Genomic DNA, 12,566 nt, shown 5'->3' with positions numbered 1-12,566 from the left:
ACTATGAACACAGCCATCAATACAGCCTATAGCCTGAAGGAGAAATACCAGCAATTCAAAATCAATAATCCTACAGTAAGGATTCGTGAAGCGGCTGCCCAGCTTGGAGTTTCCGAAGCAGAGCTCCTAGCTACAGGAATTGGAGAGGGAGTAAGTCGCTTGGAAGGACATTGGCCGGACCTTATCCTGCAATGCCGTGACCTCGGAAGAGTCCTGTCGCTCGCCCGATCAGAGGGCTGCGTGCTGGAGCATAAAGGGACTTTTCAGAAGATCAGTATTCATGGGAAAGCACCTCACCAGATGGCTACTGTGATCGGTCCCATCGAGCAGCGAATATTCTTTAGCAATTGGAAGTATGGCTTCTCCGCAGAGGTGGACGGGGCTAGAGGTCCCATGAAGAGTTTCCAATTCTTTGACGCTGCTGGGGTAGCCATTTTAAAAATCTATTTGCAAAAAGAAAGTAATTTGGAAGTTTTTGATCATATCAAAACCGAATTCAAAGCCCTGGACCAAATGGCTCCGCTAGCTATAAGTCCAGCCCCAGCCGTAAGCTACCAGACGAATATAGATGAAGATGCTTTTAGGAAAGATTGGGAAGAAATGAAAGACACCCACGACTTCTACGGCATGCTGAAAAAATACCAATTGCACCGTCAGGTGGCCTTAGAAAAGATAGGAAGTCAATGGGCCTATCAGGTGGACCGCCTGGCGGTGCGTCGACTGCTCGAGCTAGCCTCTGACCAGCAGTTACCCATAATGATATTTGCTGGTAATAAAGGAATTATTCAGATCCATCAAGGCAAGGTCAAAAACCTAAAGCAGATTGACAACTGGTTTAATATCATGGATCCGGATTTTGTGATGCACCTGAATGAAGACCGTATCGATAAGGCCTGGGTAGTGCATAAAAATACCGCTGATGGGCTGGTAAGCTCGGTCGAATTATTTGATGCTACCGGCGAATTGGTCGCTCAGTATTTTGGACTTCGCAAGCCGGGAATCCCTCAAAATGTAGCTTGGAAGCAGCTAATAGGGCAACTTCCTAAAAGATAGTGTGAACGCATTTTTTATGATTGTCTCTTGATTTTTTGAGTTGTTTTGATACCTCGGGCAGACGGCCCGAGGTTCAAATCCCCAAACGCATTAATTATGAAAAGAATAATACTATACACCTTTCTTCTGCTGCTTATCAGTCCTAAAAGTTGGGCTAAGCAGGATCCCTTGCGGATCAAACTGCTGGATGCGAAGGGCAGCCCCATCCCTCATGGCATTATTCGGGTGCCGGGAATCCCTGCGATTATGGTGGACGAAAGGGGGGCTGCGGAGATTGACATTGAAGCGTATCAGGAAGAGACCTCACTGGAGATTTATGCGATGGGCTTTGATCGGCTAAGTGTCTCAGTGGGGGAGCTGCTAAAGGATCCCCGGATCATCTTGCAGGAGTCCCTTGGGCAGCTGGAGGAATATGTGCTCGCTGCCACACGTACGGGCCAAAGCGTACAAGATTTACCCATGCCTGTATCGGTGCTCACCAAGGAGAAAATTCAGGAAACAGGAGCTTTCAGGCTTTCTGATGTCTTAAGTGAGCAAACGGGATTGCAGCTCGTCGCAGACCATGGCACAGGCCTGCAGATGCAAGGACTGGATTCTGATTATATTTTAATCTTGCTGGATGGCGAACCGCTGATTGGCCGGTCGGGTGGTTTATTTGACCTGGATAGAATAAGTGTAAGTAATATTGAACGCATCGAAATCCTCTGGGGACCATCGAGTGCCATATATGGAAGTGAGGCCATGGCTGGGCTAATCAATATTATCACCAAAAAACAAGAAGAACCATGGACGGCTACTATCAGGGGTCGGTATGGGAGTTTTCGTTCCCGGGATCTTGCAGCAGAATTGGGTCATAAAAATAATGGATGGAGTGTATATGGGAATTATGATCACTATAAAACAGATGGCTACGATCTGGATCCCGAAAGCCTTGGCCATACCAAAGCTCCATCTCAGGCTCAAACCGCTCAACTGAAACTCGCCAAAGAGCTGGGAAATACATGGAAGTTTGGTATAAATGGACGCTGGTATAAGGAAAAATCAGAAGATAGAATCTCAGCCAGTAGGGATAATGAAACTGCTTCCGCAAGGCTAAGCGCTGACAGAAAGGAAATGAATATTAATCCTTCCATACGATTTAAGCCTGAGGAGGACTGGACTTTTACCCTGCGGAATATGAGCAGTTATTACCAAACTTATTCCCTTAGCGAATTTGAGGAAGATGATGCGCTTTTGGATGAGGAAGATTTTGCACAAAATTACTACCGTACCGAGCTTCAGACCGATTATAGGATCGATGATAAACAATTACTTACCCTTGGAATCGGTCACCAGCTCGAATCGGTAAAGGCCACACGCTACGATGAGGTCAATACTTTCACCTCTACTTATCTCTATGCTCAGCATCAGTGGAACCCATCGGAGAAGTGGAATCTGGTAACTGGTGCGCGAATGGATAACCATAGCGAATATGGCAGGAGACTGAGCCCAAAAATCTCGGCGCAATATAAACTAACCGAAAAGTTTAGCTGGCAAGCTTCCCTCGGAGCGGGCTATAAATCACCGGATTTTAGACAATTGCTTTTAAACTTCAATAATGCTGCGGTGGGCTACTATGTCTATGGCTCCATGGTGGTAGAGGAGGGAGTTAGCCAGCTTGATGATCAGGGTCAGATCCAGCAATACCTCATGGACCCTGGCATCTTTGGGGACCTTAGCGCTGAAAACAGCTGGGCCATAAATACGGGCTTCCGCTGGAAGTGGAGTGAAAACCTATTTGTCAATACCAATTTCTATAGAAATCAAATCTACAATCTTATCGAAACGGCCGCAGTGGCACGCCTTAGCAACGGACAATTTGTGTACAGCTATCTGAACCTAAATCAAATCGTCACCCAAGGGGTGGAAATCGATATTTCCTATCGTCCTCATCCCCAATTGAGTTTCAGCATAGGCTATGCCTATTTGGATAGTCAAGACCAGGAAGTGCTGCAGGATATTAAGGATGAGAAATACTTCAAGCGCACCGCTGCCGGGACCACCGTAAGAGTGGTGAAGGGCGATTATGGTGGCTTATTTAACAGAAGTCGTCATAGTGGCAATTTCAAAGTAAACTATTGGGAACAAATAACCGGATTGAATTTTAGCCTTCGAGGAATATATAGAGGAAAATATGGATTTGGGGATGTGAATGGCAATCAGATCCTCGATGATGCCTCAGAATATGCAGATGGAGTCCTACAAGTACACCTCAGTATAGATAAGGAATTTGACAATGGGATAAGAATGGAAGCTGGTGTAAGAAACCTCTCCGATGCAGTAAACCTATATGACAGTACCAACCCCGGAAGAACCTATTTTATGGGAATGAATATCTCCTTAAACCAGCTATTAAAACACTAAAATCGTTTATCATAAATTATTATTAACTCATGAAAAAAGTAAATTTTATTGCCCTTTTATTGATGGCCCTGCCCGTATTTGTAGCCTGCACCAGCGATGATGATACAGAGCCTATGGTGGAAGAAGAATTAGAAATAGTGCTGGTAGAAGACCTGCATGCTGCTGGAGCTCATTCGGGCGGCACGGATACGATTTATTATAGTTTAGAAAATAATGCCATTGTACCTAACAAAGAAGGCGATTGGGATTTGGGGTTCTTTGGAACTTCCATTTTTACCAGTGGCGGCGTATATGGCTCAGGAAGCGCCCAAGCTGCAGTTATTGAAGAAACAGTCTTTGAGGAATTAAAGGAAATCCCGACCAGCCTGGTTTTGGCGGTGGACACGAAGGAAGGGCTGGCGATTCCTACTGGCATGGGAAATGGATGGTATAATTACGATATGACCAGCCACTTCATCACGCCAATTGCCGGAAGGGTAATCGTGGTGAAGACCAATGCAGGGAATTATGCAAAAATGGATATTTTGAGTTTTTTCAAAGGCAATCCTACCACGAGTGAAATGGCATTGGAGAATATGTATTATTTCACCTTCAGGTATGTATTGCAACCCAACGGCACCAAGACATTTTAACCCTGATCAAAAACAGATTTAAGGAAAAGGTTAACTTGATTTGACATATGTTTTCTCAGAAAAGATGGAGCTCCTGGTTCCATCTTTTTTTGTTTTTAGGCCTGCTATTATCGTATGTTTTTTTAAATAATCAGCATCACCTCTTTAGCTGATAATGGTACGAAAAGTAAGGCTGATGCGTGGTTTGGTGACTTTTTTGGTGGGAGGAAGGCGGTGGAGCCAGTTTCTTTGAGTGTCTCCTTTCATGATGAGCAAGCTCCCGTTCTCCAAGTGGATATTGACGGTTTGCTTGGATTGCTTATGTTTAAAGCTGAATTTTCGTTCTGCGCCTAGCGTAAATGAACTAATAATAGGCTGGTTTCCCAGCATTTTTTCCCCATCACTATGCCAAGCCATTCCCTCGCTTCCTTCATGATATAAGTTCAGCAAGCAGGAATTAAAAGTATGTCCAGAGGTATCTTCCACCAGTTTTTTGAGAAATAATAGTTCCGAAGTCCATGGAAGAGCCTGTTTGGTGGTATTGGAATAGCTATAATCATAGGGCTCATCCCCATACCAAGCTACTTTTCGTTTAGTGATATAATGTTTACCATAGATTACCGCCTCATCATGTTTCCATTCGATATGGTGTAGGAGTTGGTCAAAATAATAAGCAGCCTGATCAGGACTCATTATCACCCCATAATAGCTCACCTGGCCATCTTCAGGCAGAATATTTTGCAAGGGATTTCTTTCAAAAAGCTCCATAGGAGAGTGGTTTACGGTAGAGATTAGAGTTTTAACTAAGTGAGGATTTCTGTTTTTGGTTTAGACCTAAGGAAATGGCATGTTCAAGGATTATTTTCCTGGCTGGTTTTATCCCATTGTGCCGCTTCCCAGCCTATCATGGCTGTTTTTCGCACTGGCCCCCATCTGTAGCCGCCAAACAGCCCCGTGGATTGGATGACTCTGTGACAAGGGATAAGGAAGGCTATGGGGTTAGCGCCGATGGCAGTGCCCACCGCTCGGCAGGCTGCAGGATTGTTTATTTGTTGGGCAATATTGCCATAGGTACTGAGCTGGCCCGAAGGGATACTGAGCAGCGCCTCCCAGACTTTCATCTGAAAGGGACTTCCTTTCAGGTGTAGTTTTATTTGCTCTCTATTGGACCAATCATCCTGAAAGATGCCCATAGCATGCTTATGAAATTCCCTCGATTGACTTGTGAAAGATGCATTTGGAAATCGACCAATCAAATCCTCCAGTGCCTTTTCCTTGGTATCTGGAAAGGTCAGGTGGCAGATCCCTTTGGGAGTGGAAGCGATAAGGGCCTCACCAAATGGGCTTGATACAAATTCATACTTTATTTCTAATAAGCGACCTCCGTTTTTATATTCCCCGGGAGTCATGCCTTCCATAGTTACGAATAGATCATGAAGCCGGGCAGATCCGGAAAGCCCCAAGGCTGCACTGGTTTCTTGCAAATTGCGGGAAGAGGTCCTTAGGCTTTTTCGAGCCTGATGTAGGCTGATATACTGAATAAACTTCTTTGGACTTACACCTACCCAATCGGAGAATATCCGCTGGAAATGAAAGGGGCTAAGATGAGACTGTAGAGCAATATCTTCCAATTTAGGCTGAGACTTATGCTGGTCAAGTAGGTATTCCAAGGCCTGCTCCACCCTTCGGTAGTTTATATTTTGCTCCTGTGAACTTATCTCGTGCTGCTCCATGACCTAAAGGTAAAAAGGAAAATCGATATCGCCGACCCGAAAATTGCGGACTTTATTCCTTATTCGATGAGGATCTTATGTTCGCCGGTGAAAGAGGTGATATTGCGCCAGCAGGACAAAAGCTAAAAGTCGCTTATCAGCAGAAATAAATAAAGCTGTCCCAAAAACCGATCTAAAATCCAAAGGGACAGGATTAAGAAGGGGATCTTGAGACAGCTTAAAGGTAGGAATAGAAAAAGAAGATTATTCTTCCTCCAAATTTCTATAGGCCATGATGCCACCAATGACATTTCTCACTTTATTATAGCCTTTAGTTTCTAGGAATTTTTTGGCATTGGCACTTCTTGCGCCTGAGCGGCAGTGAATGACAATTTCCTGATTTCTGAATTCGTCAATTTCGCCAAGATTGTTGGCCAATTGACCGAGGGGGATATTAAGAGCGCCGAGGTTATCTTCCTCGTACTCCCACTCTTCGCGGACATCTACAAAAGCAAATTCTTCTTTTTTGTCCAATCTTTCCTTAAGTTCTTCTACTGTAATGTCTTCCATAACTGTTATTTTACTAAAATTCGAATCGGTTCTAATGACTGGCCTTTATTCCAGGCCTTCAAAAGGTAAACACCTTTTTGTAATGATGTAAAATTAATGATTTTGCCATTTTCCATTGGCATCACATTGATATTAATTTCCCTGCCGAAGGCATCAAACATCTTAATTTGGTCAATTTCTCCTTCCACGCTTACTTGCTGATCGGTTACCGGGTTAGGGAAAGCCTTGATACGCTGGCTATTCAGAGGGGCTGGTGCGGGAGCGGGGGCTTCCAGCTGCGCATGAGCCCTGATCATCAGTGAACCTTCGATGGCGGTGGAAGCTTGCCATTCTCCCAATACATTATAGAATTGCTTAGAGGAGGTATTATTGGATTTGTCTAGCCCTATATCAATAAAGTCATTGGAGTACTGTATATAGCCGATATAAAACTCCCCGTTCACCTGCACCAGAGAATCAAAGGCAAATTTTGTGAATTGGTCCAGGCTGTCCTTGGGCTGGATAATAATCTCCTGCACAAGGATGGGATCCTCCTCTAAATTCCCCCACACCAGAAGATCCAGGGCCGTACCGGTCTGACCGTCGTTGGTGAAGTTGATACTCATGGCATTGAGGTAAATGGGGGAGGAGGTTTCATATTTGATAGCCAGCATTCCTGAGCGTTGGTTGATGCCTGCCGCGTAATCCACCGTACCACGATCGTAGGCGTAGAAATCCTGGATATTCACGGTGGTGCGTATGGTATCATTTACCCGAAAATCCACATTTTCATAATAAACGGTATCGGTAAGGCTGGCTTCTGCGATCAGGTAATTGTCTCCGGAACTAAGGTAAACCAAGCTTTCAAGATCAAAAGGCCCCTCTACCTCTCCAAACGTCCAGTCTCCAGGGGCGTTACTGGTAAATTCTCGGCGTTCATTCGCCAGCGGGACTGGGTTGAAGGGGGTATTGTTATTAAGGACAAAAAGGTTTTGATCACTAGTCTTATTATTAATTACCATAGAATATTCCATGGCCCTGAATCGGTTGTTCAGGTTATAAAACTCATTAGAAAAACTAGTGAATATAGTGTCTTTACGATGGTTAAACTCAAACCATGGCATGGCGGCATAGTCGCCCATGATGGTCGAATTTAGACCTGTCAATGCGCGATCCTGATAGTAAAGGTCTGTGTCAGACCTTTTAGCGTTAAGATAGACATAGTCTATCAGCCAGGTATCGAAAGGCCCTGCGAGTCGGCCAGAATTGGTGAATTTAAACTGGAAGTTTTGATGGCGGAAGATGGGGTTTACCGCTATCAGCTCCTGCTGGAAATCCTGGATATCCTCTCCACCGATTTTTTTCCAAACCTCCTGCCATATGCCAAGGCTATCCAGAAATTGTAAGGAGAGATAATCCGAAAGGTCAGGGACGTCCGCCTTTCCACCCATTTGCCAAAAAAAACTTAAATAAAGGCTGTTATCATCTCTGCTTATGCTAGAGAGGTCTATAGGCTGTGAGCTTACCTGATCACTGGGCTGGATTTGGCTAATATCGGTGCTGTAGGGCTGGCCATTGGCCTTGGAGCCATCAAGTAGTAAGACCCCAATGGTGGGAGCATTGATGCCCACATCAAGGGAGACGTTTGCTCCTGAATTTTGCCATTTGGTACTATCCATTTTGCCTGATGAGAAGTCATCCCAAAATGGCAATGAAAGTGGTTCGGCTAATATCCTTGCATTATTCGCGGTAACTTCTTGCTTGCCGATGGTGCGATCCACTGGTCGTTGGACCAGCTGAGCATAGGTATTATTATTGGCGAGCAGCAGGCCAAAGAAAAAAAATAAAGATATGCCTAGTTTATAGTTCATTTTATAAGTTTGATGAATCCTCCAATTCCGAAATCCATACATCGATTAGTTCACCAGTTTTGGCCTCAATGCCGGAAGGCGGTAATTGTTTTAGCACGGTGCCTTTAGGTACGGTGTCTGTTTTGATATAACTAATACGACCCATTCTAAGGCCTGATCCTATCACCAAAAATTCGGCTTCATCCTCTTCCATACCGACCAGATTAGGGATATCCAAAGTTTGCTTTCCTAAGCCATCGCCCACCACTAGGTCTATTTGCGATCCCTTGGGAATATCAAATCCCTCTTTTATAGATCGCCCGTGGAATTTCTGGTCCAGCACTACATTGATGGCAATATCAGGAACGTATATGATCTCGCCACGCACCAAGCCATAATTCGCAAGAACTTCCTGCGCATTCTTGAGCTGGGTCTTTACCAGATTAGGCATCTGGATCATAGGAGCATTTTGTGCATTCAGCGTGATATATATTTTCCGACCCTGCTTTACCTTCGCCCCGGGACGCGGATTTTGCTTGAGTACAGTGAGAGGATCAGCATCAGCCACGAATCCACTGTCGGGCGTGATGATATAGTTCAGGTCCCTTGCCTCAAGGTAAGTTTCTATTTCGGAATAATTGAAATTCTCTAAATCAGGCACCGTCACGGCCTCACCGTGATGGGTATAATTGGGAAGATAGACCTTAAAAAACACAAATAAAATCAGAAATAAAAGTCCAAAGGCCAGGGCCAGATGAATGATGATTTTTTTTGTTCCCGCTGCAATACTACTCATGGAATGTCAAATGGTTAGTTAATCCTTTTGTAAAGGTAAAGTTAATTTCTTCTACTTGGAAATGAATTGAGTTTCAAATCAAACGAATTGCCATAATAATAGTGCCAAAGCAAGTGAATGAATTAATTCATCTACTATATAGAATTTATAATTTACTGAAGCTTTTAAAATTCTCATTTCCCCAAAACCCCTTCATCGGCTTGATTTAGTGCACATTGGAGGGCCATATCTTATAAGATAAGACCAACTTTAGCAGTTGCCAATACCTTATAATATGATTAATCGCTTAGTTTCCTGTATAGATTTTCCTTGTATTTTGATGATATATACGCCGGAGCCAAATAAGGAGGTACTGAAATTATACGTTTGGTTTAGCGTATTAGGATAGCTGATATCCTGCACCACCGCCCCAGAGACACTAATAACCTGAATCTGGATATCTTCTTTGGAATCCAGGTTGAAGGCTAAGCTGAATAGATCTAGTGCTGGATTGGGATAGAGAATTGACGCTCCAGGTTTTGGATAAACCGGGTCAGGGTTATTGGATAAGAAAAACTCAAAATTGTCTAAATAGATTGGCAAGCTGTTTTCCACACTGGATTCGAAAACCAGCGCAAGGCGGATTTGGTCCATTTCCTCGCCGGTATAATTGCTGAGATCCACAAATAAGCGCTGAAAATCTTCCTTATTATTAGGGTTGACAGGGCTGGACCCTTGAATAGTATTCATATCGGCTCCACTTATCGAGAGGAGTTCCTGGTCAAAATGAATCCCCCCATCCTGGCTGAGCAAAAACGTAAAAGTACTCTGGTCGTCCAATCCACTTGCAGCGTAATCGAACATTAAACTTGCCTGGCGCAGTCCGGATAAGTCCATGATAGGAGAGGCAAACCAATAGGTATTCTCTGCTACTGCCTTAGTTAATTCGATCGCTTTCAGGTTATCACTAGCTTGCAAATTCACCAATCCCCATGACTCAAAATTATTTTCCGGATTGATACTTTGCCAGGAATCCAGGTCGCTAGCTTCATCAAAATTTTCCCGCCAAGGGACTTCTATACTCGTGATATCCTCTACTAGGTAATAATTTAAGCTTGACTGAACGGTAGAATTCTGATCGTAATTTGGTGATAAGACGGATACGGTCACCGCATTGAACCCTTCTGAAGTGGAGTTAGGAATGGCCAGGAGCGCAGTATTGTCGGGCTCAAGACTTAGGTTTTCATATAAGAGAGTAGGGAAGGTTGTGCCGTTTATAGTACGGTTAAGCAATAGGCTATTTACAGACAAGGTCCCTACGTTTTTGATACTCAGCAGCTCCTCCACCTGCTCCCCATTGGATACTGGTGAGGGGCTTACCCATTCGTCAATTGTTAGTGTATACCTTTCTGATTGACTGGTGTTTATATGGATATTCTTAATGTATAAGTTATTGCCGAAGGCGTTCTCAGCTATAAAAGCAATCCTTACATTTCCAAGATGAGAATAGGCGCTTAGATCGACCACTTCGGTACGGAAGGTGCTATTGGAAGTAGGGATAAATTCGCTGGAGCTGGCAGCTGAAGTTTTTAGTGAGTTTCCGGATTTTTGGTAAGGAGGATCTATAAGGTCAAAGGTATTGCCACAGTCGGTACTTATGCCGATAGTAAGCTGGTCATCCAGTCCATCTTGCGGATATTGAGCATAGGCCATTTCGAAGACCAGTTGAGCGTCGGGGTATTGGGCAAGATTTATTTGGGGAGAAATCAAATAGTCAAAAGCTCCCGTAGCCTCATAATTATAAAAGTTCAAATAAAGGGCATCTTCAGGCTGTCCATCCAAGCTCAGATTCACTGGAGCCCAGGTGATGGCTTCATCTTCATTTACCAGCGTCCAAAGATTATCGAAGTCTGTAGCGGAGAATTGATAAGGCAGGCTTAAGCTAGGCTGAATTTCAGGAAAGCTATTTAGCGTATTATTCGTTGAGTTTTGATCTTCCGAGCTATTGATCCGGATGACCTTTGCGGTGAACTGGTCGCCAGTGGGCTCCACCACGATCGGGTCAAAGGAGAACTGGGTAGTTCCTCCCTGCTCAATGGAGAAGTTGAATACTTTTTGTTGGACTATGGTCCCGTTAATTTCGATTGCGATCTCAGCAGAGGTCAATAAGGAGGTTCCAGCATTGAAAGCTTGTACCTGGGGGCTTATCGAGGTAGTACAGATATAGTTTTGGGGAGCCAAAATAGATTCCAAGGCTAGGTCTAGAGCGAATACTTCGGGGTCCTGTGTGGCGCGTCCATTGACTAGGCTTACCCTTCGAGGGCTATTGGCGAGGACCACATCTATACGGTCGAGCTGACCTTGGGTGAAAAGGTTCATGCATCTATCCGGCGTATAATCCATATAGTTTTGGATCATATCGAGGGATTCACAGGTAGTTCTGTTGGTGACACAGCTGGAGTTGGACCCATTTTGGTCGGGGGTATCGGTGACATAGTCGTCCACTTCACATCCACCATCGCCCCAGATATGTCGTAGGCCTAGGAAGTGCCCCACTTCATGGGTTGCGGTGCGGCCCAGAGAGCTTCCGGTGGCATTTCCACCTTCTCCAAAATATTGATAATCAATGGTGACTCCATCCGTTTCTTTTGCCGAAGGCGGAAAATTTAACCCTGCAAGATCAGACTGAGGAAAGGAGGCATAGCCCAGGTTTATTCCTGAAAGTGGCGCCACCCATATATTAAGGTAATCATTCGAATCCCAGTAAGAGAGGTCGGAGAGGGTGCCGGCATCAGAAAGATCATACTCTGATTGGCTGCCTTTTACGCGGTTGATCCCTGTGGTGGGAAGGCCGCGGGGATCTTGTTTTGCTAGGACAAATTCGATATGAGCATCCACGGCTACAGGTTGGAACTCTGGGAGAGTGCTACTGGCGTCAGCATTTTGACGCCTAAAATCTTCATTCATTATCCTGATCTGCGCATAGATTTGGCTATCAGGAATATTGGCCCCCTGTCCCAGGGCCTCTCCATTATGGATAATATGGACTACCACGGGAATGGTGCGCACCTCATCTGCTAAGGTCCTTAGGCTTGGGAAATGCTTCTTATCGTCTATTTTATCATTGACCCAGGCTTCAAAATAATCCTTGGAGGCTACAATGCCCAGCTTATCTTCCAGCTGCTTTTCCCAAAGTGGAGCGGTGCAGCGTTCATCATAATTAATGATTTGCGTTTGGCTAGGACTTACCTGAGCCTGAGAAAAAGAGACGTTATAAAATAAGAAAAAGGATAAAACTAACTTTATCCTTAAAAGTAGTGATATCCTTTTCATTAACAGTGTTTTACAATTAGGTCTATTCTGTGACTGGAACATTGATGGCTTCCACCTTGGTGATTTCAGGAATGGCTTTCTTTACCGCTTCCTCAACACCCGCTTTCAAGGTCATGGTGGACATCGGGCAGGAGCTACAGGTTCCTGTAAGTTCCAGCAAGAGCACCATGTCTTCGGTGAGGTCCACAATTTTAACATTTCCTCCGTCAGCTTCCAAGTAGGGGCGTATGGTGTCCAATGCACTTTCAATTCTTAACTTTATTCCTTCTTCCATTATTAT

Annotated in this window: 10 protein-coding genes; 3 read left to right on the top strand and 7 right to left on the bottom strand. The window is 44.4% G+C overall.

From position 1 onward, the window contains the following. Nucleotides 1-3 precede the first annotated feature (3 nt). The 3 genes from B050_RS0112315 (at nucleotide 4) to B050_RS0112305 (ending at nucleotide 4,088) form a co-directional block, all read left to right on the top strand. A complete protein-coding gene (locus B050_RS0112315; protein WP_018474228.1) occupies nucleotides 4-1,053 on the top strand; it encodes a hemin-degrading factor in 1,050 nt (349 codons plus the stop codon). A 96-nt stretch (nucleotides 1,054-1,149) separates the two neighbouring features. After that, on the top strand, nucleotides 1,150-3,456 hold the full coding sequence (locus B050_RS0112310; protein WP_018474227.1) for a TonB-dependent receptor plug domain-containing protein: 2,307 nt from the start codon (nucleotides 1,150-1,152) through the stop codon (nucleotides 3,454-3,456). Between the two features lie 29 nt (nucleotides 3,457-3,485). Continuing rightward, nucleotides 3,486-4,088 (top strand): HmuY family protein, encoded by a 603-nt coding sequence (locus tag B050_RS0112305; RefSeq protein WP_018474226.1) that lies wholly within the window; start codon nucleotides 3,486-3,488, stop codon nucleotides 4,086-4,088. A 144-nt stretch (nucleotides 4,089-4,232) separates the two neighbouring features. On the opposite strand, the gene B050_RS0112300 is transcribed toward B050_RS0112305, so the two are convergent. From B050_RS0112300 to B050_RS0112265, 7 genes are all read right to left on the bottom strand, one after another. After that, nucleotides 4,233-4,835: an alpha-ketoglutarate-dependent dioxygenase AlkB family protein gene (locus B050_RS0112300; RefSeq protein WP_018474225.1), complete on the bottom strand. Its 603-nt coding sequence runs from the start codon at nucleotides 4,833-4,835 to the stop codon at nucleotides 4,233-4,235. 83 nt (nucleotides 4,836-4,918) lie between these two features. After that, entirely contained in the window at nucleotides 4,919-5,800 is an 882-nt protein-coding gene (locus tag B050_RS0112295; RefSeq protein ID WP_018474224.1) for a methylated-DNA--[protein]-cysteine S-methyltransferase, read from the bottom strand. Nucleotides 5,801-6,043: 243 nt separating this feature from the next. Further along, the gene (locus tag B050_RS0112285; RefSeq protein ID WP_018474222.1) at nucleotides 6,044-6,349 is read right to left on the bottom strand and encodes a rhodanese-like domain-containing protein; all 306 of its coding nucleotides are present in this window, start codon (nucleotides 6,347-6,349) and stop codon (nucleotides 6,044-6,046) included. A gap of 5 nt (nucleotides 6,350-6,354) precedes the next feature. After that, nucleotides 6,355-8,199 carry a T9SS type A sorting domain-containing protein gene (locus B050_RS0112280; protein ID WP_018474221.1) on the bottom strand — a complete coding sequence of 615 codons (1,845 nt, stop codon included), beginning with the start codon at nucleotides 8,197-8,199 and terminating at the stop codon, nucleotides 6,355-6,357. Nucleotide 8,200: 1 nt separating this feature from the next. Next, nucleotides 8,201-8,974: a PASTA domain-containing protein gene (locus B050_RS0112275; protein WP_018474220.1), complete on the bottom strand. Its 774-nt coding sequence runs from the start codon at nucleotides 8,972-8,974 to the stop codon at nucleotides 8,201-8,203. Nucleotides 8,975-9,241: 267 nt separating this feature from the next. Next, nucleotides 9,242-12,286 carry a M43 family zinc metalloprotease gene (locus tag B050_RS0112270; RefSeq protein WP_018474219.1) on the bottom strand — a complete coding sequence of 1,015 codons (3,045 nt, stop codon included), beginning with the start codon at nucleotides 12,284-12,286 and terminating at the stop codon, nucleotides 9,242-9,244. Nucleotides 12,287-12,308: 22 nt separating this feature from the next. Continuing rightward, nucleotides 12,309-12,560: a NifU family protein gene (locus tag B050_RS0112265; protein ID WP_018474218.1), complete on the bottom strand. Its 252-nt coding sequence runs from the start codon at nucleotides 12,558-12,560 to the stop codon at nucleotides 12,309-12,311. Nucleotides 12,561-12,566: the final 6 nt, after the last annotated feature.

The sequence above is a fragment of the Echinicola pacifica DSM 19836 genome (assembly GCF_000373245.1).
GTDB classification, from domain to species: domain Bacteria; phylum Bacteroidota; class Bacteroidia; order Cytophagales; family Cyclobacteriaceae; genus Echinicola; species Echinicola pacifica.
The sequence above is the reverse complement of the archived record's forward strand: the minus strand, read 5'-3'. Positions and strand labels throughout refer to the sequence as shown.

Bases quoted from the DNA above. Each gene is read 5' to 3' on its own strand.
- B050_RS0112315 (WP_018474228.1), top strand. From the start codon at position 4: ATGAACACAGCCATCAATACAGCCTATAGCCTGAAGGAGAAATACCAG.
- B050_RS0112310 (WP_018474227.1), top strand. From the start codon at position 1,150: ATGAAAAGAATAATACTATACACCTTTCTTCTGCTGCTTATCAGTCCT.
- B050_RS0112305 (WP_018474226.1), top strand. From the start codon at position 3,486: ATGAAAAAAGTAAATTTTATTGCCCTTTTATTGATGGCCCTGCCCGTA.
- B050_RS0112300 (WP_018474225.1), bottom strand. From the start codon at position 4,835: ATGGAGCTTTTTGAAAGAAATCCCTTGCAAAATATTCTGCCTGAAGAT.
- B050_RS0112295 (WP_018474224.1), bottom strand. From the start codon at position 5,800: ATGGAGCAGCACGAGATAAGTTCACAGGAGCAAAATATAAACTACCGA.
- B050_RS0112285 (WP_018474222.1), bottom strand. From the start codon at position 6,349: ATGGAAGACATTACAGTAGAAGAACTTAAGGAAAGATTGGACAAAAAA.
- B050_RS0112280 (WP_018474221.1), bottom strand. From the start codon at position 8,199: ATGAACTATAAACTAGGCATATCTTTATTTTTTTTCTTTGGCCTGCTG.
- B050_RS0112275 (WP_018474220.1), bottom strand. From the start codon at position 8,974: ATGAGTAGTATTGCAGCGGGAACAAAAAAAATCATCATTCATCTGGCC.
- B050_RS0112270 (WP_018474219.1), bottom strand. From the start codon at position 12,286: ATGAAAAGGATATCACTACTTTTAAGGATAAAGTTAGTTTTATCCTTT.
- B050_RS0112265 (WP_018474218.1), bottom strand. From the start codon at position 12,560: ATGGAAGAAGGAATAAAGTTAAGAATTGAAAGTGCATTGGACACCATA.